At 61.9% G+C, this 23,528-nt stretch carries 24 protein-coding genes, 1 other RNA gene and 1 pseudogene; 19 read left to right on the top strand and 7 right to left on the bottom strand.

The genetic code is table 11. The features are described 5' to 3' along the window. Window positions 1–3 precede the first annotated feature (3 nt). The 12 genes and pseudogenes from raiA (at window position 4) to P1T08_09070 (ending at window position 12,692) form a co-directional block, all read left to right on the top strand. A complete protein-coding gene (gene raiA / locus P1T08_09125; protein ID MDF1596245.1) occupies window positions 4–516 on the top strand; it encodes a ribosome-associated translation inhibitor RaiA in 513 nt (170 codons plus the stop codon). After that, window positions 513–1,163, top strand: coding sequence for a response regulator transcription factor (locus tag P1T08_09120; protein MDF1596244.1), 651 nt, complete (start codon window positions 513–515; stop codon window positions 1,161–1,163). Before raiA ends, P1T08_09120 begins: the two co-directional genes overlap by 4 nt. Then, entirely contained in the window at window positions 1,163–3,058 is a 1,896-nt protein-coding gene (locus P1T08_09115) for a HEAT repeat domain-containing protein (GenBank protein MDF1596243.1), read from the top strand. Before P1T08_09120 ends, P1T08_09115 begins: the two co-directional genes overlap by 1 nt. Further along, window positions 3,055–4,395, top strand: coding sequence for an HD-GYP domain-containing protein (locus P1T08_09110; GenBank protein ID MDF1596242.1), 1,341 nt, complete (start codon window positions 3,055–3,057; stop codon window positions 4,393–4,395). Before P1T08_09115 ends, P1T08_09110 begins: the two co-directional genes overlap by 4 nt. A gap of 53 nt (window positions 4,396–4,448) precedes the next feature. After that, window positions 4,449–7,094 (top strand): preprotein translocase subunit SecA, encoded by a 2,646-nt coding sequence (gene secA / locus P1T08_09105; protein MDF1596241.1) that lies wholly within the window; start codon window positions 4,449–4,451, stop codon window positions 7,092–7,094. Between the two features lie 60 nt (window positions 7,095–7,154). Beyond that, a protein-coding gene (gene prfB, locus P1T08_09100) for a peptide chain release factor 2 (GenBank protein ID MDF1596240.1) occupies window positions 7,155–8,274 on the top strand; the annotation gives its coding sequence in 2 pieces (ribosomal slippage) (window positions 7,155–7,226 and window positions 7,228–8,274; 1,119 coding nt in all). 118 nt (window positions 8,275–8,392) lie between these two features. After that, window positions 8,393–9,070, top strand: a pseudogene (ftsE, locus tag P1T08_09095) (cell division ATP-binding protein FtsE). A gap of 119 nt (window positions 9,071–9,189) precedes the next feature. Further along, window positions 9,190–10,077: a permease-like cell division protein FtsX gene (locus P1T08_09090; GenBank protein ID MDF1596239.1), complete on the top strand. Its 888-nt coding sequence runs from the start codon at window positions 9,190–9,192 to the stop codon at window positions 10,075–10,077. Window positions 10,078–10,081: 4 nt separating this feature from the next. Continuing rightward, window positions 10,082–11,272 carry a peptidoglycan DD-metalloendopeptidase family protein gene (locus tag P1T08_09085; protein ID MDF1596238.1) on the top strand — a complete coding sequence of 397 codons (1,191 nt, stop codon included), beginning with the start codon at window positions 10,082–10,084 and terminating at the stop codon, window positions 11,270–11,272. After that, entirely contained in the window at window positions 11,272–11,724 is a 453-nt protein-coding gene (gene smpB, locus P1T08_09080; protein ID MDF1596237.1) for an SsrA-binding protein SmpB, read from the top strand. The genes P1T08_09085 and smpB overlap by 1 nt, the downstream gene beginning before the upstream one ends. 204 nt (window positions 11,725–11,928) lie before the next feature. Then, window positions 11,929–12,286: a transfer-messenger RNA gene (gene ssrA / locus P1T08_09075) on the top strand. 76 nt (window positions 12,287–12,362) lie between these two features. Further along, complete coding sequence (locus P1T08_09070) at window positions 12,363–12,692, top strand: hypothetical protein (GenBank protein MDF1596236.1); 330 nt, start codon at window positions 12,363–12,365, stop codon at window positions 12,690–12,692. Here P1T08_09070 and P1T08_09065 read toward each other — a convergent pair. The 5 genes from P1T08_09065 to P1T08_09045 form a co-directional block, all read right to left on the bottom strand. Next, window positions 12,624–13,166, bottom strand: coding sequence for a hypothetical protein (locus tag P1T08_09065; GenBank protein MDF1596235.1), 543 nt, complete (start codon window positions 13,164–13,166; stop codon window positions 12,624–12,626). The genes P1T08_09070 and P1T08_09065 overlap by 69 nt on opposite strands. Window positions 13,167–13,181: 15 nt before the next feature. Beyond that, window positions 13,182–13,982 carry a lysophospholipid acyltransferase family protein gene (locus P1T08_09060; GenBank protein MDF1596234.1) on the bottom strand — a complete coding sequence of 267 codons (801 nt, stop codon included), beginning with the start codon at window positions 13,980–13,982 and terminating at the stop codon, window positions 13,182–13,184. Window positions 13,983–14,135: 153 nt separating this feature from the next. Then, complete coding sequence (locus P1T08_09055) at window positions 14,136–14,315, bottom strand: hypothetical protein (GenBank protein MDF1596233.1); 180 nt, start codon at window positions 14,313–14,315, stop codon at window positions 14,136–14,138. Window positions 14,316–14,526: 211 nt separating this feature from the next. Further along, entirely contained in the window at window positions 14,527–14,865 is a 339-nt protein-coding gene (locus P1T08_09050; GenBank protein MDF1596232.1) for an AzlD domain-containing protein, read from the bottom strand. Then, entirely contained in the window at window positions 14,862–15,551 is a 690-nt protein-coding gene (locus tag P1T08_09045) for an AzlC family ABC transporter permease (GenBank protein MDF1596231.1), read from the bottom strand. Before P1T08_09045 ends, P1T08_09050 begins: the two co-directional genes overlap by 4 nt. Window positions 15,552–15,636: 85 nt before the next feature. On the opposite strand from P1T08_09045, the gene P1T08_09040 reads away from it, so the two are divergent. After that, complete coding sequence (locus P1T08_09040) at window positions 15,637–15,897, top strand: hypothetical protein (protein ID MDF1596230.1); 261 nt, start codon at window positions 15,637–15,639, stop codon at window positions 15,895–15,897. Between the two features lie 56 nt (window positions 15,898–15,953). Here the strand turns inward: P1T08_09040 and P1T08_09035 are convergent, their stop codons facing one another. Beyond that, window positions 15,954–17,069, bottom strand: a complete 1,116-nt coding sequence (locus tag P1T08_09035; GenBank protein ID MDF1596229.1) for an ATP-dependent 6-phosphofructokinase — start codon at window positions 17,067–17,069, stop codon at window positions 15,954–15,956. An 80-nt stretch (window positions 17,070–17,149) separates the two neighbouring features. Between P1T08_09035 and P1T08_09030 the strand changes: the two genes are divergently transcribed. Further along, window positions 17,150–19,108: an ATP-dependent DNA helicase gene (locus P1T08_09030; GenBank protein MDF1596228.1), complete on the top strand. Its 1,959-nt coding sequence runs from the start codon at window positions 17,150–17,152 to the stop codon at window positions 19,106–19,108. A gap of 27 nt (window positions 19,109–19,135) precedes the next feature. Here the strand turns inward: P1T08_09030 and P1T08_09025 are convergent, their stop codons facing one another. After that, complete coding sequence (locus P1T08_09025; protein MDF1596227.1) at window positions 19,136–19,963, bottom strand: hypothetical protein; 828 nt, start codon at window positions 19,961–19,963, stop codon at window positions 19,136–19,138. A 136-nt stretch (window positions 19,964–20,099) separates the two neighbouring features. On the opposite strand from P1T08_09025, the gene P1T08_09020 reads away from it, so the two are divergent. The 5 genes from P1T08_09020 to rdgB are packed head-to-tail and all read left to right on the top strand — an operon-like array spanning window position 20,100 to window position 23,343. Further along, window positions 20,100–20,762: a hemolysin III family protein gene (locus P1T08_09020; GenBank protein MDF1596226.1), complete on the top strand. Its 663-nt coding sequence runs from the start codon at window positions 20,100–20,102 to the stop codon at window positions 20,760–20,762. A 37-nt stretch (window positions 20,763–20,799) separates the two neighbouring features. Further along, on the top strand, window positions 20,800–21,204 hold the full coding sequence (locus P1T08_09015) for a M67 family metallopeptidase (GenBank protein MDF1596225.1): 405 nt from the start codon (window positions 20,800–20,802) through the stop codon (window positions 21,202–21,204). 43 nt (window positions 21,205–21,247) lie between these two features. Beyond that, window positions 21,248–22,012, top strand: a complete 765-nt coding sequence (locus P1T08_09010; GenBank protein MDF1596224.1) for an MBL fold metallo-hydrolase — start codon at window positions 21,248–21,250, stop codon at window positions 22,010–22,012. A gap of 45 nt (window positions 22,013–22,057) precedes the next feature. Further along, entirely contained in the window at window positions 22,058–22,765 is a 708-nt protein-coding gene (gene rph / locus P1T08_09005; protein MDF1596223.1) for a ribonuclease PH, read from the top strand. Continuing rightward, entirely contained in the window at window positions 22,762–23,343 is a 582-nt protein-coding gene (gene rdgB, locus P1T08_09000; GenBank protein ID MDF1596222.1) for an RdgB/HAM1 family non-canonical purine NTP pyrophosphatase, read from the top strand. Before rph ends, rdgB begins: the two co-directional genes overlap by 4 nt. Window positions 23,344–23,528 lie beyond the last annotated feature (185 nt).

Raw genomic sequence — 23,528 nt, 5'->3', positions numbered from 1 at the left:
AGCGTGGACGAGCGACTTCGTGAGATGGCCGAGACCAAGGTCGCTCACGCCGGTCGCTTTTTCGATGGGATACTCGACGCAGACGTCGAGTTCACAGAGGCTCAGAATCGTCGCGTGACCGAGGGACGCTTCAAAGTGGAGGTGACGAGCCGGGCGGCCGGCCAAATCATGCGCGTCGAGTCATCCGCCGAGTCCGCTGAAGCAGCGCTCGATCTGGCGGTTGACAAGATGGAGAAGCGCCTCCGCCGCCTCAAAGAGCGGCTTGTTCAGCGGTCACGGAAGGGGCGGAAAGAAGACGATATCGGCTTCGCGTCCCTCGATGAAGAAGGTGATGAGGGTCACGCCATCGTCAGGGTGAAGCAGTTCGTCATGAAACCGATGACCCCGGAAGAAGCTGCGCTGCAGATGGATCTGCTGGGCCACAGTTTCTTCTTCTTTCAGAATGCAGATAGCGAGATGCCGAGTGTGCTCTACCGCCGCCGGGACGGCGCGCTCGGATTGATTGAGCCGGCATGACCCGTGTGATCATCGTCGACGATGCTCAGTTGTTCACGGCCGGGATGTCTGCTGCTCTGGAGAACGCCGGATTCGAAGTTGTGGGAACCGCCGAAAACGCCCTGGCCGGGGTGCAGGTCGCCAAGGAGCAGCAACCGGACCTGGTTGTTCTCGATGTTCTCATGCCCGGGATTTCCGGCCTGGAGGTCGTTGACAAGCTCCTGGCAGCAGCCCCGAAGACCAAAGTCGTGTTGTTGACGGCCAGTGAATCCGGGGAGGATCTCCTCAAGGCCATCAAGGCCGGCAGCGTCGGGTATATCACCAAGACGACGCCGCTTCCTCAACTGGTGGCCGCCATGAAGGATGTTGTGGCCGGCGGGGCGGTGGTCTCGCCGGCGATGGGCATGAAGCTCTTCGAGACTGTCGCTCAGATGTTGCGTCATCGTGACGTGGTGGTTGGCCGCAAGCCTGCGCTCACCGGTCGCGAGATCGAAGTGCTCCAGGCAGTCGCCCAGGGCAGGACCAGCCGCGAAATCGGCGAGATGCTCTATATCTCGGAGAACACCGTCAAGAACCACGTTCGCAACATTCTGGACAAACTGGGGCTGCATTCACGCGGCGAAGCTGTGATGTATGCCCTCCGAGAAGAATTGATACACATCGACTGATGTCAAAAGAGCGTCGCCCGCAAGTGGTCGCTGTTGAGGCACTGGGAACCGCATGGACCGTTCACAGTCTCTACCCGGACCCAGAAACGCAGCCCGCGTTCCGGCGCGCCATCGAGACCCTGCGCGACTCGATAGAACCCGATATGGCGCTCGCTATCGAAGGCCAGCGGTTCCTATCAGACGGCTTCGAAATCGAAACCGAACGCGAGGGAGCAGAACGCCTGGCCAGACGTTGTTTCGTGCACCACATCGAATCGATACGGTTCGAAGATGCTCCGACCGCGCTGGATGTTGCCAAGTTGTTCGCATCCCTGGCGAAAGAGGAGGACACCGTCCGGGCATCGGGCGGAGTGGCTGCGGCCCTCCGTCGAGATGGCGTTGCCAGCATGTCGGTGGTTCAGCGTACGCAACTGAGGGCCGTTGCGGAAGATGAGACAACCGATCGAGACGACCGGGTGCAATCGGTCATCGAGCAGGGTGCCGATCCGAAGGAGTTCGCACTGGCGTTGATGGAGAAGGCCGGCGGAGATCCCGACCGCCTGGCGGATCTGTTCCTCGAGGAGTACCGGGCAACGCTCGATCTCGTTGAGGATGAGGACTACCAGGGGCGCGAGGAGGTGGTCAAGGCGTTCGTCGAGGCGTTCTTCCACATCCCGGAACCGGCCAACATGGAGGTGTTCGCTCGCTACCTGAACGAGCAGGAGTCAGATGCAGAGCGGGCGTTTCTCGATCAGTTCGCCGGCAACGAGTTGGCGAGGCTGGCACCGCGTCTTGATCCTTCGGGCTTGGCCCTGCTCCTCGACTATGCGCGAGTATCAACCGACAGGGTCGATGGCCGACCCGAAGAGTTGCTCGAGCTCATTCAAGCTACCGACGCTGTGCAAGCCGCTCGAGAAGTGGCGGCAGTCAGCGTTCACGAGCGACTCCGCGACCTGGCAGGCGCCCAGGCGGACCCAACGGCCTTCTTCGAGGCGCTCCGCGCGGAGTTTCCGAACCCCCAGCACTTCTTCTACCACGCGCTGGAGGTGTTCCGCGGACTGCTCTTCGCGGAGGACCGCGACGACCGATTCCGGCGGTTGATGCGAATCTGGGTGGGTAAGGTCGGTACTGCCGTTCGGCGGGGTCAATACCGGCGCGCCGAGTTGTGGCTGCGGGCGGTGCTGGATGCCAGCACGTTTGCCGAACACCGTCGCCCTGAGGTCGACGAAGCACTCGGACAGATTTCATCGTCCGAGATCATGAGTGCCGTCGTCCAGAAGGCGACCGAAGGCGGTGAGGCCGCTCCTGCGGTGCAGTTGCTCAAGGCTCTGGGAACCAGTTCCGTCGACGTGTTGATCGATCTTCTCGCTGAGGAGCAAGATGCCGCGCGCAGGCGGATGCTCGTCGACATTCTTTCGGAGGTCGCCCGCGAGGATGCGGAACCGCTGACTGCCCGGCTCAATGATCCCCGTTGGTACCTGGTTCGCAACCTCGTCATCGTCCTCCGGCACACAGGTGACCGCGGCGCTATCCGGATGATGCGCCCGGTCCTTTCGTATTCCGACCACCGGGTACGGCTCGAGGCACTGCGCGGCCTGGCGATGCTCGGTGATGAAGCCGTTCCATTCTTTGAGACGGCACTGGGTGACGATCATGCCAGCGTGCGGCAGACGGCCATCGCGTTGCTCGGAACGCACGAAACCGATTCGGCCGAGCGTTTGCTGGTCGGCGCCCTGGACCGTCGCGGTCTCGAGTTGTCTGAGAAACAGCGGGTGGTCGACTTGCTGTCGGAGCGAACCGGGCCGACAGCTCGCACCGCGCTCGAGCAACTTGCCAGGAAACGGTTCTCGTTGAGTTCGTCGACCCGGATACTCCGACGCTCGGCGAAGGACGCACTGAAGGGAAGCTCTACATGAGCGAAAAAGCGGCGCGGGCGTTGTTGGGACAACTCCGAGGGGCAACCAAGCAGCTCACCCTCTATCCGATTGATCACCCGGCGACGGGTGAAGTGTTGGCGAAGCTCCGGCAGAATGCCGATGCCCTCTCGAAGGACTCGGTCGGTGAAGTTGTGCTGTCGATACTCGGCGATTCACTTTATGAGAATCGGAGCCTGCTTGCTCATGCGTCGCTCGAGTTCAACAAGCTGCTGCGCGATCTCCAGAGTCGAGGCATTGAGTCGATTTCTTTCGAATATCCGGTATCGGAAGGCGATGTGTACGACCTGGTGGCCTTCGCCGCCGGTTTGTCTGGTGACATTCCTGCAGGCGGCACGATTCGACTCAACGAAGGACCGTTCACCAGGGCCGAACTCGAATCGGACGAAGCGATCTCCGGGCTTCGCCGGTCTTATGCCCGCTCGCTGGACGTGCTGCGGGGGGTTGCCCTTGCGCTCGAAGTTGATGAGGGCTTCGACCTGACCGGCGCCACCTGGGCAGTCGAACAGCTCGTCGAGCAGACACTCGCCCAGCCGAGCGCCTCGCTCCTGCTCTCCACGATGAAGAGCCACGACGAGTACACGTTTTATCACTCGGTCAACGTGTGCATTCTCTCGATTGCGCTCGCTCGTCTCGCCGGTCTGCCCGAGGATGAGCTGAAGTTGCTCGCCGTTGGCGCACTTCTCCACGACATCGGCAAAGTCCGGGTGCAAGCTTCGACCCTTCAATATCCCGGTCGGCTGAATCCGGAGCAATGGGCCGAGATCAAGTTGCACCCGCAGGAAGGTGCCGCCGCCATCCTCGCCGCCGCCGCCCCGGGCCAGGAGATCGCAGCCGTGGTCGCGTTCGAGCACCACGCTCGTTTCGACGGGCAGGGCTATCCGTCGCTGGTGTACGACCGCGAGCGCCACTTCTTCAGCCGGCTTGTAGCAACAGCAGACACGTACGACGCTTTGACCACCCGCCGCTCCTACCGGCGAGCGGAAACGCCAAACCGTGCTCTGCAGGTCCTCCTGCAAGGGGCGGGCACGTTCTACGATCCCAGCCTCGTACACGCTTTCATCAAGATGGTCGGCGTCTACCCGACCGGCTCGCTGCTTCAGCTGGCCGGGGGCGAACTCGTGATGGTGACCCGGAACAACGACGAAGCGTCCGACTATCCCGACGTGGTCCTGGTCAGGACGGGGACCGGCGAGTCGCTCGAGGTTCCCGAGCCTTTCTCGATGCACGGCCGCTCGATCGTGGATCAGGTAACTCCGGCGGGTGCGGGCATCGACCCGGCTGCTTTGCTCGAGGTCTCCGGGTACCGCAGCGCGTAGATATCAGGCCGGCCGGACTCAGTACCTCCAGCCGCCGATAAGATTGGGCCCTCATGTCCATTCTCAGCAAGATACTTCGCGTCGGCGAAGGCAAGGCCTTCACCGAACTCGAAGCCCTGACGGCGGCCGTCACCGATCTCGAACCGATGGTCGAAGCGCTCGGCGATGCCGAGCTGCAATCTAAGACGCCCGACTTTCGCAATCGCCTGGCCAACGGTGCCTCGCTCGACGATATCGAGGTGGAGGCCTTCGCAGTTGTGCGTGAGGCCGCCAGGCGGGTGCTGGGCATGCGACCGTTCGACGTCCAGGTGATCGGCGGCGGTGCCCTTCATCGCGGCATGATTGCCGAGATGAAGACGGGTGAAGGGAAGACGCTCGTTGCCACACTCCCTTCCTACCTGAATGGATTGGGGGGCGAAGGCGTTCACGTCGTGACGGTGAACGATTATCTGGCCTCACGCGACGCCGAGTGGATGGGTGGCGTGCACCGGTTCCTCGGTCTCGAGGTTGGCCTCATTCAGTCTGCCATGACTCCCGCTGAGCGCCGGCCGGCCTATGCGGCGGACATCACCTACGGGACGAATAACGAATTCGGCTTCGATTACCTGCGCGACAACATGGCGATGCAGGTAGCTCAGATGGTCAAACGCGGGCACCACTACGCCATTGTGGACGAGGTCGACTCGATCCTTGTTGACGAAGCGCGGACCCCCCTGATCATCTCCGGGCGGGTGGCCGATACGGCGCGTTACTACCGCGACTTCGCCAGGATCGTAGACAGGCTCCGCGTCGATGAGCATTACGAAATCGATGAGGCAAAGCGTCAGGTAATAACCACCGAAGAGGGCGTTTCCCGTGTTGAGGAGATCCTCGGTGTTGAGAACATGTACGACTTCGCGGCGGTCGATCTCGTCCACCATCTCGACGTCGCGCTGAAGGCCAAGGTTCTCTACCGCACGGACGTTGACTACCTCGTTGACAACGGCGAAGTCAAGATCGTCGACGAATTCACCGGACGGGTACTTGACGGCCGCCGCTACTCCGAAGGGCTTCATCAGGCGATCGAAGCCAAAGAGGGCGTGAAGATCAAAGAGGAGAACCAGACTCTCGCAACGATCACACTTCAGAATTACTTCCGGATGTACGACAAGCTGTCCGGGATGACCGGAACGGCCAAGACCGAAGCAGCTGAGTTCGCCGAAATCTACGGACTCCAGGTTGTCGAGATACCGACAAACCAACCGATCGACCGAACCGATCAGCCGGATCTGGTCTACAAGACGGAAGATGCGAAGTTCAACGCCGTCATCGATGACATCACAGAGCGCAGCGAGCGCGGGCAGCCGACGCTGGTCGGAACTGTTTCCATTGAGCGGAGCGAACGGTTGTCGACGATGCTCCGGAAGCGAGGCGTGAAACACGAGGTGCTGAACGCCAAACACCATGCTCGAGAAGCCGAGATCATTGCGCAGGCCGGTCGGGTTGGTGCGGTGACCGTAGCAACCAACATGGCAGGTCGCGGGGTGGACATCCTCCTCGGTGGCAACGCGGATGGGTTGGCCAAAGGTGAAATGAAACGGAGGGGCTTGCTACCCGGATCGCTCGAATACAAGGAGGCATACGACGAGGCCTTTGCCCGTTTTCAGGCGGACCTGGAGGACGGCTATCGCACCGTGGTCGATGCCGGCGGCCTCTATGTCGTTGGAACCGAGCGCCACGAATCTCGGCGGATCGATAACCAGTTGCGCGGGCGGTCGGGCAGGCAAGGAGACCCGGGCGAGTCTCGTTTCTATCTCTCGCTCGAGGACGAGCTCATGCGGCGGTTCCAGGGTGAACGCGTCTCTTCGATCATGGAACGGCTGCGGATGCCCGAGGACATGCCGATCGAGGCCAAGATGGTCAGCCGCTCCATTGAACGAGCGCAGGGACAGGTGGAGTCGCAGAACTTCGAGATCAGAAAGAACGTTCTCAAGTACGACGAAGTGATGAACAAACAACGCCAGGTGATCTACGAATGGCGGTCCGGGATCCTCGAAGGCAGCGCCAGCGCGGAGCTGGCTCAGGAGTGGATCGACGAGATCTTGGCGGAGACGGTCCAATCGATCATCAGGGATCAGAGCTCTCCTTCCGAATGGGACTGGGACGTGCTCGCTTCGGATCTCTCAGTTCTGTATCCGACCGAGCTCACTCGAGACAAGGTGGACAGGCCGGGAGGTATCTCGGTGATCGATGTCGTGGAGGCGACGCTCAACGAAGCGCAAGCGGTGTATGAGCAGCGCGAAGAGGAATTTGGCCAGGAGGTACTTCGGCAGATCGAACGCAACGTGATCTTGTCGATCATCGACAACAAGTGGCGCGAGCACCTCGCCGAAATGGACTATCTGCGGGCCGGAATCGGACTGCGCGCAATGGGACAGCGCGATCCGCTGGTCGAGTATCAGCGCGAGGGATATGACATGTTTTCCGAGATGGTCGACGCCATCAAGCGCGACTCGGTGCGGTACCTCTTCCATGCGCAGATCGCCAAACAGGAGGAAAAGCCGAAGGTCCAGGTGGCGACTTCCGGCGGTGGATCTTCGACGTCCGCGAGCGGGGCGCAGGCCTACTCGGACAAGATTGGACGGAACGACCCGTGCCCGTGTGGCTCCGGCAAGAAGTACAAGAAGTGCCACGGCGCTGCTGCCGCGACCGGGAGCTAGCTCGGAACTGATCGGACGCGTTCCTGCTGCTCCTGGCGACTGATTACCATCTGACCACTCATGAATATCACCGACCCACGCGCCGCGCTCAACGATCTGCGTTCCCGGCTCGACGATGCCAGGAGGTTCCTTTGACCTCGAGTCAAAAGAACGGGAACTCGACACCCTGAGAACACGCGCCGCGTCGCCGGAACTTTGGGATGACCCGAACGCGGCCAGGGAGACAACGCGGCGACTGGCACGCTTTGAACGATTGATCGGTCAGTTCGAGCGCCTGGACGGCGCGATCGAGGACGGCGAACTCCTGCTCGAGATGGCAGAAGACGAGTCGGACAACAGTGCAATCGCCGAGGTTTCTAAGGAAATCGAAGCGGTCGATACGGAGCTGGCCAAACTTGAAGTGGAGTCGCTGTATTTCGAGGAGTACGACGACGCCGGCGCCATCGTTTCTGTGCACGCCGGGGCGGGGGGCGTCGACGCTCAGGATTGGGCGGAGATGCTGCTGCGCATGTACCTCCGCTTCCTCGATGATGAGGGGTTCGCGGTTGAAGTGGACGAGATCAACCCCGGTGAGGAGGCGGGCATCAAGTCCGCCACGTTCACCGTCCACGGCGACTATGCCTACGGGACCATGGAAGGCGAGCGAGGAGTTCATCGTTTGGTGCGAATCAGTCCATTCGACGCTAATTCCAGGCGCCACACTTCGTTTGCCGCGATCGATGTCATCCCTGAGGTCGACGACACCATTGAGATCGAGATCAACCCGGACGATTTGCGCATCGACACGTTCCGGTCGCAAGGGGCAGGGGGGCAACATGTGAACACCACGGATTCGGCGGTGCGCATCACCCACCTTCCGACCAACACTGTGGCGGCTTGCCAGGCGGAGCGGTCCCAGATCCAGAACCGGGCTAGAGCGATGGCCCTCCTCAAATCGCGCCTGGCAGACCTCGCCCGCCAGGAGCAGCGGGACCAGATGGATGAGATCCGTGGCGAGCAAACCGAAGCAGCATGGGGGCGCCAACTTCGTTCCTATGTGATGCAGCCGTACCAGATGGTCAAGGATCTTCGTACCGATGTCGAGATCGGCAATATCCAGGGTGTTCTCGATGGTGACTTGCGTGGCCTGGTTGAGGCATACCTGCACTGGCGACGGGCGCGGCAGGAGGCGTCAACTTGACCTACATTGATTCGCTTTCAGTTGACCCCTTGGTAATCTGCCGTTGGCGGGATGGAGTAGGGGTCCAGGTATCTAGTGGGATTTTCCGCGCCCGGCGCGCAACCCCGGAGTTTTTCAGATGATCCGACTTCAAGACGTCACGAAGGTCTACGAGGGTGGCTCCGTTGCCGTCCGCGACGCAACCCTCAACGTACCGAAAGGCGAGTTCGTCTTTCTCGTCGGCCCTTCGGGTTCCGGGAAGTCGACCCTCATTCGACTGATGCTCCGTCAGGACGATGTAACCCGTGGATCCATCTGGGTGGCGGGCAAGGATGTCACCAAGATGCCGTCCTGGAAAGTGCCGTTCCTGCGGCGCTCGATCGGCACCGTGTTTCAGGACTTCAAACTGCTTCCCAACAAGACGGTGGCAGAGAACGTGGCTTTCGCTCTCGAGGTGCTGGGCCGTCCCCGTTCTGTGATCCAGCGCCAGGTGGGACAGGTCCTTGAACTGGTCGGGCTCGACGACAAGGCTGAGCGCAAACCGAAACAGCTCTCGGGCGGCGAGCAGCAACGTGTGTCCATCGCCAGAGCATTCGTGAACCGACCACCAATCATGCTGGCAGATGAGCCGACCGGAAACCTCGATCCGGCCACGAGTGTCGGGATCATGCGACTGCTCGACCGAATCAATCGAACCGGTACCACGATCGTCATGGCAACCCACGATCATGCGATCGTCGACGCGATGAGACGGCGCGTTGTTCAGCTGGAAGCCGGCCGAATCGTGCGGGATCAGTCGAGCGGACGGTATGAGCACATCGCGGAGGTGCAGGTGGCCTTGCCGCCGGTGGAAGACGTCGTCGCCGATCTCACCCAACTGGCCGAACAACACAGCGCCGCCGAGTCCGACACCGATTCCTCTGAGGAGACCGAATCGTGAGCCGGATCACCTATCTCCTGCGCGAGGCGTTCGTCAACATGGGTCGCAATGCCCTCGTCGTGGTCGGCGCGATTCTGGCGGTGTTCGTTTCGCTGACGCTCGCCTTCAGCGCGCTGGTGCTGAATGAGCTCGTCAAGTCGAACACCCTGCAATGGCAGGACGGCGTCCATGTGATCGTCTGGTTGAAGGACGAGGTGCGCGACGGTGTGACCTTCGAAGCACAGATGGGATTGCTCGACCAGGTCAACGACTGGGAGGAGGTCGACACCGCGACCTTCGTCGGCAAGGCGGAGGCATACCAGGAGTTCCAGGAGATGTTCGCCTCCAACCCGGCGATGCTCGAAAACGTCAATCCGGCCATTCTCCCGGCCTCGATTCGCATCAAACTCAACGACATCGAGCAGTACCGGGCGATACAGCTGCGACTCATCGACCAGCCGGTGGTCAAGGAAGTGACATCACCCGGAGAGAGCATCGAGCAACTGGCTGATCTCAGCAACGTTCTCAACATGATCGGAGTCGTGCTGGCCATAGTCCAGGGGGCTTCGGCGGTGGTGCTGATCTCAAACACGATCAGAATGGCTATCTATGCGCGCCGTGAGGAGATCGGCATCATGAAGCTGGTCGGTGCTTCGAACTGGTTCATACGTGTCCCGTTCCTCCTCGAGGGCATGCTTCAGGGTTTCGGTGGTGCGTTTTTTGCCGTCGTGATGGTGTTCTTTGCGCGGACCCGTTTGGAGAGCATCGACGACACCATCGGTTTGTTTGACTTCCAGGTTGCCGACTCCTTCTTCTGGCGATGGACGATTCTCTTCCTCTTGTTCGGTGCCCTGGCCGGATTCCTGGGCTCGGCGCTCGGCCTTCGCAGGTACCTGAGAGAGTGATGTGATGCGACGATTGATGATCCCGATTGCGATGCTCCTGATGCTGGCCCTGGCGGTGCCGGTCGGCGCGCAGTCGAATGAGCAGAAGCTGAGCGAGATCGAGAAGGAGATCAATCAGCTCAATAGCCAGATCAAAGCACAGAAGGAGATCAAGGACCAGCGCGCTTCCGCTGTGGCTGCGGTTGCGGCCAGGCTCTCCGAACTGCAAGGGCAGATCGCCGAGGTTCAGGCACGGGTCGATACCAAAGAACTCGACATCGCCAATCAGGAATCCGAACTCGCCGATCTCGAGACTTCCTTGTCGAATCTCGAGGCACAGATCGCCAGAACTCAGCTCGAGACTCGCCAGACGAGAGAGATAGTTCAGGAGCGGGCTGTGGACCTCTATATGTCCCGATCGCTGAACGTCGGTGGGGTCTTGCTGGCCGTGGACGAGATGGCCGATGTCACCGTCGGTCTGGAATACGCCGGTCAGGTGATCGAAGATTCGGAGGCCCTGATTCGCCGCCTGGAGGTGCTCGAGCATCAAGAGGAACTACAGCAGGAGCAGATCGAGGCCAATAAGGAGCGGACGAAGGAAATCCTGGCGAAGTTGGAGACGGAGCGGGTTGCACTCGTGGCCGACCGCACGCTTCTGGAAGAGAAAGAAGCCGAGGTCGCGGTCGAGCTGGATTCGGTCAAGGAACTTCTGGCGGAGATCCAGTCGGACATCAACGAGGTTGAAGGAGAGCTGACCGCTCTCGAGCGAGAACAGGCCGCCATGGAAGCTGCGATTCGGGCAGCGCAGTCGACCGGCGGCGAGAAGGTTGGTGCCCTCCGCTGGCCGGTCAGCGGATCGGTTTCTTCGGGATTCGGATACCGGATCCATCCGATCTCGGGTGTCCGGAAACTCCACACCGGCATCGACATCTCGGTCGGCAGCGGCGTCCCGATCGGTGCCGCCGGTAGTGGTGTTGTCATTCTGGCGAGCTGGTACGGAGGCTACGGCAATGCCGTAGTCATCGACCACGGCGGCGGTTTGGCCACTCTCTATGCCCACCAGAGTTCGCTGGCGGTCGGCGTCGGTCAGTCGGTGAGCGAGGGCGATACCATCGGGTACGTCGGATCGACCGGCTACTCGACGGGTCCCCATCTTCACTTCGAGACCCGTGAATTCGGGACCCCGGTCAATCCGATGGGCTACCTCAGCGGTTGATGAAGGTAGTCACCACCAACCGTCGTGCCCGTTACGACCACGAGATCCTCGAAACCTTTGAGGCAGGGATCGTTCTGGTCGGTTCCGAGGTGAAGAGCCTGCGGGACGGACAAGTGAATCTGAAGGACTCCTACGTCACCGTCAGGGGAGGTGAGTTGTGGCTGGTCGGGTGCCATATCGCCCCCTACGCATTCTCCAGGCTGGGCGGCCATGAACCCGAACGAGACCGGAAGCTCTTGTTGCACCGACGCGAGATCGACAGGGTGTCTGCCAAGCTGGCTGAGAAGGGCCTCACCTTGATCCCCCTCCGCATCTACTTCAAGGAGGGAAAGGCGAAAGCCGAACTGGGTCTGGGGCGGGGCAAACGGGCGTACGACAAGCGGCAGTCGCTCAAGGCGAAAGAGCAGAAGCGAGAAATGGATCGTGCTCTGCGCCATCGAGGGAGGCAGTGAGGTGGCCGCAACGGTGAAGATCGCCACACCCCCGAGATCGAGGGCTACCGCAATTTTGGAAAGCCCGTGGGCAAAGACGACGCAAGGTGCACTCGCACCCTCGGGTCTTCGAGGCGGGCCGAACCAAAACCTGGAACTTCGAACTCCACCTTGTGGAATACGTGCGCCCCGTTATCGTTGTCACTATCGGTGGACAACCCAATTGGGGGTGAAACGGTTTCGACGTTGAATGTTGAGGCGCCGGAAGCGAGCCGAGGTCCCCGGAGTCCTCGTTAAAGAGCCGGGAAACACCAATAGGTGCCGAAGATAACTTCGCCCTGGCTGCGTAACTAAACGCAGCTCGTCTGCCCGGAGGGTTCCTGTCCCGCCGGATCCAGGCGTCGCAATACAGGATGCTCCCCGAGGGATTCCGGGACTGAGGGGCTAAGACCAACTCCGGATAGGGCAGAGGGAAACTAGCCATCAGAGTCCCACTGTTCCGAATGCTTGCTGAAGGCTGCGCTCGGAGATGCCGGCGCCGATGATTCAGCGGACCGGGGTTCAACTCCCCGCACCTCCACCAGTAGCCGACCTAGTGCAAGGGGTCCCGGTAGCGATACCGGGGCCCCTTCGCGTTCCTCATGTGAGAGCATGAACCAATGGAAGCCCTGCTGGTCATCTCGATGGTCGTGGTCGGAGTTGCCTGCGCTGCGTATGGAGTGCACCGGGTTGCGGTATGGATGGAGGATCGGGGGTGGATCTTCTATCGGACAAAACGGATGCCGAGAGGCGCCGGCGGTATGGCAGCCATGGAGGTGGCAGCAATGCTCGAACCCGAGGTCGAGCATGTGATAGAGGAGATTCGTTCTGAGCGGCTCATCTCGGAACAAGACGAGGCGGGGATGCTAACCGCTGATCGATCAGCCATGGCCGGCCCGGTTACTCCTGTCGACGATTCCGATCGCGCCGCCTCCGATGATGAGGCATAGGGCGGTCAACGTAGCCGGTCCGTAGGGCAGTTGTGTGCCGGTGAAGGGGAGAACCTCAATCGACCCGGTGGTTTCCGGAGCCTCGCCCGGCCCGGCGAGGCAGAAAATTGCTTCTGCGACGTTCGCCTCAAAGGTGCCGGTCGGAGGCGGAGTGAGGATCACACGACCCCCGCCGATATCGATGCCATCTGTCGATGTTTCGGCAAAGACGAGTTGCAGCATCGTCACTGTCCAGGAGTCGTCCGTCAGCTGGTACCAATACTCGGATGGGCCGCCCATCTCGATGACTGTGGGTGCCGATCCCGTCGTAGCGGCTGCGGCTATGTGACCGTCGGCTAGGAGGAAGGTGTTGCTCGTTTCGCAATCGTCGGCTCCGGCCGCATGCTGAACGCCGAGCACGACGAGAGCAAGCAGAAAAATGGTTGTGAATCGCGTTCCAACGATATCCACCCTGGACCCCATCGCCTCTCCCATGACCTTCCAACCATACTATGGGGGGCCTTCTCCACCGGGGTTTGGTCGGAGAGGGTCCGCTCTCCATTCATCGAGTGTTCGCGCGATCTCGGAACGAGCCACGTCGAGCATGGTCCCGGCGTCGTCGGCCCGTCTCTCGATCGGGACGCCGAATCGCACCCGCACCTTGGTCCCGAATGGGATGGGGAACATCTTGTTGATCAACAGCCGCCAGGATCCGTCGATCGTCGTCGGCACCACCGGCAAGGTGGGTGCTGCGTCGAGTAGGACCGCCGTGCCGGCTTTGCGGAAGTCCTTGAGTGCGCCATCGCGCGACCGCGTTCCCTCGGGGAAGATCACCGCGGAGACATCCCGCTGCTGGCAGGTGGCGGCGAAGGCGGCGATGGCGCGGACCGAGTCGATCCTGTTCCCCCGATCGATGATCACGTTGCCACCCCGTTTTAGATTGAACGAGATCAGCGGGATCCATTTGGCTAGTTCGATCTTCGCCACATATTTCGGATAGTTCGAGAACAGCAATCCGCCGAAGATCGGGACGTCGAACAGGCTCTGGTGGTTCGAGAGGAATATGTAGCCGCGTCCGGCGAGCACCGCCGGGTCTCGTTCCACTGTCAGCCGGACGCCCGAAATGCGGAACGTCCAAATCAGGACACGCTGGGCTGCGCCGACCGCGATCTCCATGGCCCGGAGGCTGAAGAGACGGGCGATGCGAGCGCAGATGTCACCGAGGACCAGGGTCGTTCCAAACGCGACCACCATCGGAATAGTGGTCACCCAGTCGATGCAACGAAGCCACAGGGGACGCGATTGCTCCATCGGCCTGATCGTAGCCTCAAGCATTGGGCCTCTGGGCTTTGGGATTGAGCCGTCCGTTTGCGCGCGGTTCGGAGCCAAATGCCAATTGCCGATTTCGCTATTTCCTACTGCCAATTGCTCACGGTTCGCGGCACGCGGCCCATCGCCGGCAGCTCATGGCTCGATATTCCCCCGCGTCGATCCTTCTGATGCGATAGGTTGTCTGAGACCGCTCTCGAAAGGAGGTGCCGACATGATCCGAATCTCGATGTTCTCCGGCACCACGGCGTACGCCGGATCGACGAGCGACCTTCTCGCCATCTGACCGAGCCGCCGATCCGGAGTGCCCGGCACCTGCCTGCCCCTTGGGCATCTTCTGTGCCACCAACGAACCCACGCGGAAAGGACCGTCATGTACCACTATGACGTGCGCGCCGTTCGAGCGATCGCCCGGGAGCGTCAGGCCAATGCCAGACCACATCCCCGGCCAACGCGACGGACCGCTCCACGACCACCAACCAAGCCGCGCCGGAAGCCGGCCCGGTCGCGACCCGACTAACGAGTTCTAGCCGGCGATGGCCTGGAGCAGCCAAAGAACAACCATGCCGGACAAGATGGTCCACAGCACGCTCTTCGTCCTCCATGCGACGGCCGAGGCGACCAGGCCGGCAATCAATCTCAGGTTCCCCAGCGTGACATCGATAGATCCCGCTTGAACGAGGAAGGCCGGGGCGGCGATAGCTGCGAAAGCCGCAGGTGGAATGAACCGCAGTGCGCGCTGCACGGACTCGGGCAGTCGATCGGCTCGATCAGACAGCGCGATGAACGAGAACCGGAGGGCAAATGTCCCGATGCCGACTGCCAGGATGACGAGCCAGAGTGTCACGGGGGAGTATCGCGTCACGCCCGGGCCTTCCGTTCGAGCCCAACACCGGCGGCGATGCCTGCTACCGCCGCCAGGGGCAAGGCGAGGTTGTAGGGCAACCCGGCGGCGATGATCACCAGGGCTCCGGCCACCGCGGCCGCGATACCGTCAGCGCGATCGCGGATTGCCGGTACCAGGAGGGCGAGGAACACGAGCGGAACCGCGAAGTCGAGCGACCATGGGTCGGGCACACCGGCTCCCAGAATCGCTCCCGCCGCGGTCGAGAGTTGCCAGACAATCCACAGTGTCGTGGCGATTCCCAGGTAGTAGCTCAGACGCGATCGGAGATCCCAGGTCTCGTCCCGGTACCGGATGATTGAGAAGGCGTATGACTGGTCGGTGAGAAGATAGGAAGCGACGATCCGCCTGGACACCGGCAGGCCGGAAAAGTGAGAAGCCAGCGAGGCGCTGTACATGAGGAAGCGGGCGTTGATGACCAGAGGGGTGAGGATGATGACGGCGAGCGCGGCGTTCTCACCGATGAGGGCAATCGCAGCCAGCTGCGACGCACCTGCGAATACCACGACTGAAAGGCCAATCGCCTGCGAGACATCGAGTCCTGCATCTATCGATGAGATGCCGGCAATCAACCCGAACGGAATCACCCCGAGGAGGATCGGCATGACGTCGCGCACGCCGCGCCGGTAGCTCGTGTTTCCATTCATGAACGAGCAAGGCTAGTGCCGGAAGGCCCACAGCTTTGGGCTGAGTGGACGAGTCAGGTCATCGCCGGCCGGATACGCTGCAGGCATGGAACGCCTCAGATTCGTCAATGCCTTCTCAAACCTCGTCGGCCGGTGGGCCGTCTATCAAGATGCTCCCCGCGACCCCGGATCCGTCGTAGAACTTGCCCATGCCCGTATCGCTCTAGACATAGCCCGCCTCGCCGCGGCAGATGCCAGGGATGGCTGGGACAACCGTTCGCAGGGTCCGGTCCGGCCTCCGAAACGAACGAGCGTCTCGGATGACGACCTCGCTCGACTCCGGGTGCAGGTGTATCCAGGAGGCTGAGGCGGGTCGGCCGGAACGCCACGACTCGGAAACCCTCATCAGAACCGGCGGTCCGTCTAGTCCCCCAGGGAGACCCCGAGGGTGCGCGCCGTCTTGACCCACGGATGGTCCAGTGGAACCGTCCGGCGTTGTCCGGCTACCTCCTCGAGCGGGACCGGCACGGCTTCTTCGCCTCGCGATGCCACCATGATTCCGTGCCGCCCTTCGGCAATGAAGTCTGCGGTTGCTGTGCCGAGCCGGGTGGCGAGGAGCCGGTCGAGCGGTGATGGGATGCCGCCTCGCTGGACATGACCGAGGATCGTCACCCTCGACTCGAGACGGGTGCGCTCTTCGAGCTGGCGTGACAAAAGATGGGTGGCGTCTGCCCGCTCCGCCTTGAGTTCGGTGAGGCGCAGTTCGGCTGCGACTCGGTCTTCTTCCGACTCTGAAGTTCTCTTGACTTCTTTCAGTCGGTTTCTCTCTTCGGCGTGCTCGACCGACATTGCTCCTTCGGAGACGGTGACGATGCTGAACGGGCTGCCCGCCGCCTGCCTGGCGAGGATCGATTCGGCAACTGCGTCGATGTGAAAAGGGAGTTCGGGGATGAGGATCACGTCGGCGCCGCCCGCCAGGCCGGATCCAAGTGCAAGCCACCCCGCGTTGTGGCCCATCACCTCTACAACGATGATCCGGTGATGGGAGTGGGCGGTTGAATGGAGGCGATCGATTGCCTCGGTGGCAATGTCCATGGCGGTGGCGAAGCCGAAGGTGATGTCCGTCCCCGCCACATCGTTGTCGATCGTCTTGGGGAGGGTGACGACATTCATCCCGGCCTCAGCGAGATGGAGGGCGTTTTTCTGAGTGCCGCCGCCGCCGAGGCAGACGACGGCGTCGAGATGGTGTGCTTCGTAGGTCTCGATCATGATCCCGGTCATGTCCATCTCGACACCGCCTACATTCATACGAGAGGGCTTATCCCGGCTGGTCCCGAGAATCGTCCCGCCCGCGATCAAGATGCCGGACATGGCGTCCGAGTCGAGGCGCAGATGGCGGTTTTGCATCAAGCCCCGGAATCCATCCCGAAAACCGATCACCGACATGCCGTGCGAACGGATGGCGGCTTTGCCGATTCCGCGAATGGCGGCATTGAGGCCGGGCGAGTCGCCACCTGCGGTGAGTATGCCGATGTTCATAGGTTCGAGTCCTGTTCGTGAGCGGCGAACGATACCCGGCGCGCTCTGTTGGGTCGATCAACGGGCCTACCATCCCGACCATGCCGGCCCTCCCGAGTGATCCTGCCGACCGTGTCGAGGCGCTCCTCGATGCGGTGGTCGATGTCAAGGTGGGCGGAGCGCGCCGGGCAGGTCAGGTGGAGATGGTGCGCGCCATCGCCGAGGCGTTGGAAACGGGCGCCCACGTGTTGTGTGAGGCGGGTCCCGGAACGGGAAAGTCTTTCGGCTATCTCATTCCGGCCGTCGCCTCCGGGAAGAAGGTTGTGGTTTCTACCGCCACGAAGAGCCTTCAAGATCAGCTCGCAGGTCGTGATCTGCCGTTTCTGGCTGAATCGCTCGAACCGCTCGGCGTGCGGTTCTCGTGGGCGGTGATCAAAGGTCGCCAGAACTACCTGTGCTTGTCCAAGCTCGAGGAGTTGGGTGAGGGATTCGAACAGGGCGATCTCTTTGCGGACGTAGCTCGTGAGCCCGACTTGATTGCCACCCTTGTCGAATGGGCCGGGGTGCATGAAACCGGTGATCGTGATGATCTTCCCGTGGCCGTCCCGGATGAAATCTGGTCGGAAGTCTCTGTCTCGGGGATGGAGTGTCCTGGTAGGGACGACTGCCCGCAGGGGGTTGACTGCTTTGCGATGGCTGCGTTCGATCGCGCAGCCACTGCCGACGTCGTCGTCGTCAATCACCACCTCTACGGGGCGGACATGGCGCTCGATGGCGGTGTCTTGCCGGAGCACGATGTTGTGATCTTCGACGAGGCGCATCGGCTCGAGGACACGATGGCTTCTGCGCTTGGTATCGAACTGACCCCGGGGCGGATCTGGCAATTCCATCGTTCGGTGTCGTCTTTTGCGAGACGGGTCATGCCGCCGGAAGATGCCCGCCGGTTGCTCGACCCATTGCGGGATCGTGCCAGGGCGTTGGAGACCGAATTAGATGGTGCGGCGGCGGGACACATGCCGGATCCCCGGAACTCGAACGTCGGCGGTGAGTTCACTTCGACGGCGGCAGTCGTCGCTCGCATCAACGGTCGGATTCGGGCTGCCGAGCCCGCCACTTCCGGTCTGCGTGGTGCACGTGCCAGGGCGATGAGATTGGGCGGTCACCTGGCCGGGGATCTCGCCATGGGCCTCGACCCACCCGATTCCCACGTGTCCTGGGTCGAAACGGACGGCCGGAGAAAACGCTTCAAGGTCGCTCCGATCGATGTCGGGCCTCTGATGGCGGAACGGCTTCTCTCCGAGCGCCCGGCCGTCCTCACCAGTGCAACGCTGTCGGTGGGAGGGTCTCTCCTTCCGTTCGCCCTCCGCTTGGGTTTCGCGGCGGATCCCGACGATGTTCCGCTCGGCGCCCGCATGCTGTCGGTGGGGAGCCCTTTCGACTACGAGACGCAGGGGCGCATCTACGTTGCCGCAGGTTTGCCCGATCCCAGGCAACCCGGCTGGCGAGACGCCGCCGCCGAGGAGATCGTTGCACTCGTGGAAGCGGCCGGTGGGAGAGCCCTGGTCCTGACGACCAGCTACCGCATGCTCGAGCTGGCGGCTGAGCGGTTGCGGGCGGGTACCGACCTCGAGGTGCTTGCTCAGGGGGACCTTCCCAAGCGCCGTCTCGTTGAGCGATTCGAGCAGGACGAGACGTCCGTCCTCGTCGCCACGATGGGGTTCTGGGAGGGACTCGACATCCCGGGCCGGGCACTGGAACTGGTCGTCATCGACCGTCTGCCGTTCCCGCGGCCCGATGATCCCTTGTGGGTGGCGCGACGGGAACTCGCCGAGGCGCAGGGTCGATCGGCTTTCCAATCCGTCGACCTCCCGCGGGCGACGATGTTGCTCGCCCAGGGAGTCGGCCGGTTGATCAGGACAACCTACGATCGGGGAGTGGTGGCCATCCTCGATGCGCGGCTGGCGAAGATGCGATACGGACGGGTGGTGCTCGGGTCGCTGCCCCCGATGCCAATCACGGCCGATCGGGAGGACGTTCTGTCCTTTCTCCGCCGGCTCTGAGCGCGGCAGCGTCGGGCGGTCCGGCGATCAGTTCTTCATGGATGCGTACGAGGCGTAGTGATGGATCGCGATTCCGGAATATTGTGGGACGGCCGAATACGCCGCTTCAACTTCCGCCAGTTCAATCTCCATCTCCGCGGTACCCTCTTCGGCGAACGACACCTTGTCCAAACCGACCGGTGCAGTCTCGACACCGATAGCGAACAGCTTGTCCATCGAAGCGGCCAGGTCGGCTTCGTTCTGCGAGAGGGAGAGTATGCCGTCGGGTCCGGCCGCAGAATCCCGGTAGGCCATGACCACGATGCCATCCGAGCGTTCCAGAACGAGCTCGACGAGGGCAGTTCGCTTCACGCGGTAGGCCGGATCGTCCCACCAGAACGGAACTGCCGTGTGGACTTGAAGGGGTCCTGCGTGGCGCGCAGCTTCGTCGAGCCCCGCCAGATACGACTGGATCAGCCGGTTCCGGCGCTTCGTGTTCCAGTCGGAGTTCAGGTAGGGCTCTACGTCGAACACCAGACCGTCGAATGCGTTGAAACCGACGACCTCGTCTACCCATTCGCTCCAGGGTGCGCGGTCTGACGCCCACAAGGGATCACCTGCCATTGCGAAGACCTGGATGCCCACTGCATGGGCGCTCTCGATGAATGGGGCGTAGAGCGGGCTACCGGAGAATCCGGGTGGGGAATGGAGGTAGAGATCGGTGATGCCGTGATCCACCGCGAAGGTGATGACCCCATCAACCGGCCCATCCCACACCCAGAGGGCGCGCCGACCAAGTGCCTGAGCGGGAACCATGGTGGCGATGACCATGGAGAGGGCGATGACGATCGTGAACCCGGCCCGTTTGATGTGCATGTTGCCTCCCCTCAGCACAATAACGACCACTCTGCGTGGTGTAAAGGGGCAGCCATGCATGGAATGTTGCAGATCGCGCCAATCGCCGGCGAACGCACCGCTCCGGTACGTCCACGGATCGCGTACCGTTAACCCGGTGGAACGCGCAACGCTCGGACGAATGCAGAACCCCGTCCGGGGCATGCTGCATGGGACTGCCGCGGTTCTGTCGGTGGCCGGCCTCGTCAACCTGATCGTTCGAACGATGGACAACCGACCGAGCATGTGGTCGATGGTGTTCTTCGGCGTCAGCCTCATCCTGCTCTACACCACGAGCAGCCTGTACCACTCCGTTCCTTGGAACAGCACATGGAAGAAGCGGATGCAGCGTCTCGATCATTCGATGATATTCCTGTTGATCGCGGGTTCGTACACGCCCATCGCATACAACGTGCTGGACGGCCGGTGGCGTTCGGCCACCCTGGCGGTCGTGTGGGGGATCGCAATCGTCGGAATCGGTCAGAAGCTGTTGTTCCCCAAAGTACACACATGGTTTTCGGTCACATTGCAGACGACCATGGGGTGGATCGCGGTAGTCCCGATTACTGAGATCGCCCGACGTCTCCCGGTGGAAGCAATCGTTTTCCTCTTTCTTGGAGGCTTGTCGTACACCGTCGGGATGGTGATCTTCGCGACAAGCCGACCGAAGCTCTTTCCCAGGGTGTTTTCGCATCACGAGTTATTCCATGTGCTGGTCGTCGCCGGGTCCGTTGCTCACTATCTCGTCGTATGGTTGTGGGTAGTCCCGCTGGTCGCATGAACCTTCGCAACGACCGACCCGGATGTCGTGTGATTCGATGCGCGTTCCCACACTGATTTATGCGGCGATGATCGCTCACGCCCGATTCGAATTTCCCAATGAGGCTTGCGGGCTGCTGGCGGCCGACGAGACCGGCGCCCTGCGTATGTGTTACTGCCTGACGAATGGAGACCGTTCTCCGGTGACGTACACGGTTGACCCGACTGAACACTTCCGGTCTTTGCAGCATGCTGAGCGCAACGGATGGGAGCTGGTCGGCGCGTTTCACTCTCACCCCCGCAGCGCCGCGTTTCCATCGAGTACTGATCGCCGCCAGGCTCTCGAGCCCGACTGGTTGTATGTGATTGTTGGAATGGTCGAGTCCGCCGACCCGGAGGTCAAGGCGTACCGGATTCGCGATGGAGTTGTGGCTGAAGAGTCGCTTTGTCTGGATCGCCCGTAAGACCCACAACCCAGAACCTCTGCCGCTCCCTACACTCCTACCGGTGCAGCTCACGGTTCTCGGGTCCAACGGAACATACGGTACTCCGGGCCGTCCTCCCTCCGGATATCTTGTGGAGCACGAGGGGACCCGTATCTGGATGGATGCCGGTCCAGGTACGTTCGCCGCGCTTCAGGATCAGCTCGATCCGGGTGATCTCGATGGAATCGTGCTGACCCATGTGCACGGAGACCACTGCCTCGATATCTTCGGTTTCTACTACGCCATGCGCTTCGGCCGCCGACCCGGGTTGATCTTCCCGACCTACGTTCCGGAGGGACTCGAGGATCGACTGGTGGGGTTCCTCGAGGGAGGCGAACCGCGGATCAAGGGCAGCCACCCCATTTCAGATGTTCTCGATTTCCGGATCATGGGGGCCGGTGGTTCTACCCGGCTGGGGCCTCTGACCTTGAGGTTTGCGATAGCCGAACATCCGGTGCCCACACTGTGCGTTCGCATCGAGGCCGATGGTCGCAGCCTCACCTTCAGCGCCGACACGGGGGTGGGCGGGGGATTGGCCGGGCTGGCCGCAGGGACCAACCTGCTGTTGTGCGAGGCGACCTATCAGGGAGCTGGAGTCGACAAGCCGTGGCCCCACCATCTCACTGCCGGAGAAGCCGGCGAGGTTGCCAGGGCTGCAGGTGCAGGGGCGTTGATGCTGACCCATATCTGGCCGACGCTCGATCCCGCCCGCAGTGTCGCCGAAGCCGAGGGGACATTTGGCCGCCCGGTGGCGCTGGCGGTTCCCGGCATCAGCGTCAAGGTGTAGCACTGCAAGAATGCGTGCATCGTCCCAGTCGAGAGGCAATTCCAAATGGGCCACCGTGACCGACCTGCGAATGAACTGAGACCCGTGCGCATGACCCGGGGTTATACCGGAATGACACCGGGTTCCGTTCTCATGGAAATGGGCGAGACCAGGGTCTTGTGCACCGCCGCCGTCGAAGAGGACGTTCCCCGCTGGATGCGAGACGCGGGGAAAGGCTGGGTGACTGCGGAATACGGCATGCTGCCGGGGTCATCTCCGCAACGGATCCGCCGGGACGCCTACACAGGGGGAAGGTCTAAGGAGATCTCCCGATTGATCGGTCGTTCACTGCGTTCGGTTGTCCGTCTCGAGGGCATGGAACAGGTGACGGTTCGGGTCGATTGCGATGTGCTGCAGGCCGACGGCGGTACGAGGACGGCAGCCGTCACAGGTGCATGGGTGGCACTCCATGATGCATTGACCTGGTCGAAAGAGAAAGGTCTCATCGGAGAGGTACCGATCATCGATCAGGTGGCGGCGATCTCCGTGGGGATCGTTGAGGGAAGGGTGTTGCTCGATCTCGAGTACGTCGACGACGTGGCGGCGGAGGTGGATTTCAACGTGGTGATGACCGGCAGAGGGCTCCTCGTCGAGGTGCAGGGCACGGCCGAGGGCCAGCCGTATACCCGGCTCGAACTGGAACAGATCCTGGACACCGCAGAGACGGGCATTCGTGAACTTGTCGCCTTACAGCGTGAGATCGTCGCCGAATGAGGATTCAGCGACTTGTGGTCGCTTCGAAGAACCCCGACAAGATCGCCGAGGTGGAAGCGGTCCTGTCCGGGCTGGATCTCGTCGGTGAGATCGTACGCGGCTTGGACTGGCCGGATGTCGAGGAAACGGAACCGACCCTGGTCGGGAACGCACTGCTGAAAGCAACGGCCGTGGCGGAAGCGACGGGACTCCCGGCCCTGGCTGATGATACGGGTCTCGAGGTCGACGCACTCGACGGCGCACCCGGTGTGCAGACGGCTCGTTTCGCCGGCCCCGCCGCGACCTACGCAGACAACGTCGATCGGCTCCTTCGTGAGCTCGACGGAGTGACGGATCGGGCGGCCCGATTCCGGACGGCGGTCGCGCTGGTGTGTGGGTCACGCGTGATCACTGCTGAAGGCTCTGTCGAAGGGGTCATCACGCAGGAGCGGCGGGGGACCGGCGGCTTCGGATACGACCCGGTGTTCGCGGTGTCCGGCCGGACCTTCTCCGAGATGGGCGGAGAGAAGCACGGGATCAGCCACCGTGCGCGGGCGCTCCAGGCACTGGCCGAGAAACTGGCGGACTTCGAGCGTTAGCCCGGGTGTCCTGAGTTCTGGCCTGTCGAGGCGGAGCTCACACGCTGGCGGGAGTTGCGCAGCAACTCCAATTTGCCGGACGAAGTCCGCCAAACCGAGTTTGGCTTTGTGAACCGCCCTGGGTTTGATGGAGACTCGGTTGTTTGGTTTCCAAGTCATCCGGTAGTGGTCAGTTGAGCGTAGTG

The sequence above is a fragment of the Acidimicrobiia bacterium genome, assembly GCA_029210695.1.
GTDB lineage: Bacteria > Actinomycetota > Acidimicrobiia > Spongiisociales > JAHEDJ01 > JAHEDJ01.
The sequence above is the reverse complement of the archived record's forward strand: the minus strand, read 5'-3'. Positions and strand labels throughout refer to the sequence as shown.

Coding starts and splice junctions, on each gene's coding strand:
- P1T08_09120 (MDF1596244.1), top strand. CDS start 513: ATGACCCGTGTGATCATCGTCGACGATGCTCAGTTGTTCACGGCCGGG.
- P1T08_09115 (MDF1596243.1), top strand. CDS start 1,163: ATGTCAAAAGAGCGTCGCCCGCAAGTGGTCGCTGTTGAGGCACTGGGA.
- P1T08_09110 (MDF1596242.1), top strand. CDS start 3,055: ATGAGCGAAAAAGCGGCGCGGGCGTTGTTGGGACAACTCCGAGGGGCA.
- secA (MDF1596241.1), top strand. CDS start 4,449: ATGTCCATTCTCAGCAAGATACTTCGCGTCGGCGAAGGCAAGGCCTTC.
- P1T08_09085 (MDF1596238.1), top strand. CDS start 10,082: ATGCGACGATTGATGATCCCGATTGCGATGCTCCTGATGCTGGCCCTG.
- smpB (MDF1596237.1), top strand. CDS start 11,272: ATGAAGGTAGTCACCACCAACCGTCGTGCCCGTTACGACCACGAGATC.
- P1T08_09070 (MDF1596236.1), top strand. CDS start 12,363: ATGGAAGCCCTGCTGGTCATCTCGATGGTCGTGGTCGGAGTTGCCTGC.
- P1T08_09065 (MDF1596235.1), bottom strand. CDS start 13,166: ATGGGAGAGGCGATGGGGTCCAGGGTGGATATCGTTGGAACGCGATTC.
- P1T08_09060 (MDF1596234.1), bottom strand. CDS start 13,982: ATGGAGCAATCGCGTCCCCTGTGGCTTCGTTGCATCGACTGGGTGACC.
- P1T08_09045 (MDF1596231.1), bottom strand. CDS start 15,551: ATGAATGGAAACACGAGCTACCGGCGCGGCGTGCGCGACGTCATGCCG.
- P1T08_09040 (MDF1596230.1), top strand. CDS start 15,637: ATGGAACGCCTCAGATTCGTCAATGCCTTCTCAAACCTCGTCGGCCGG.
- P1T08_09035 (MDF1596229.1), bottom strand. CDS start 17,069: ATGAACATCGGCATACTCACCGCAGGTGGCGACTCGCCCGGCCTCAAT.
- P1T08_09030 (MDF1596228.1), top strand. CDS start 17,150: ATGCCGGCCCTCCCGAGTGATCCTGCCGACCGTGTCGAGGCGCTCCTC.
- P1T08_09025 (MDF1596227.1), bottom strand. CDS start 19,963: ATGCACATCAAACGGGCCGGGTTCACGATCGTCATCGCCCTCTCCATG.
- P1T08_09015 (MDF1596225.1), top strand. CDS start 20,800: ATGCGCGTTCCCACACTGATTTATGCGGCGATGATCGCTCACGCCCGA.
- rph (MDF1596223.1), top strand. CDS start 22,058: ATGGGCCACCGTGACCGACCTGCGAATGAACTGAGACCCGTGCGCATG.
- rdgB (MDF1596222.1), top strand. CDS start 22,762: ATGAGGATTCAGCGACTTGTGGTCGCTTCGAAGAACCCCGACAAGATC.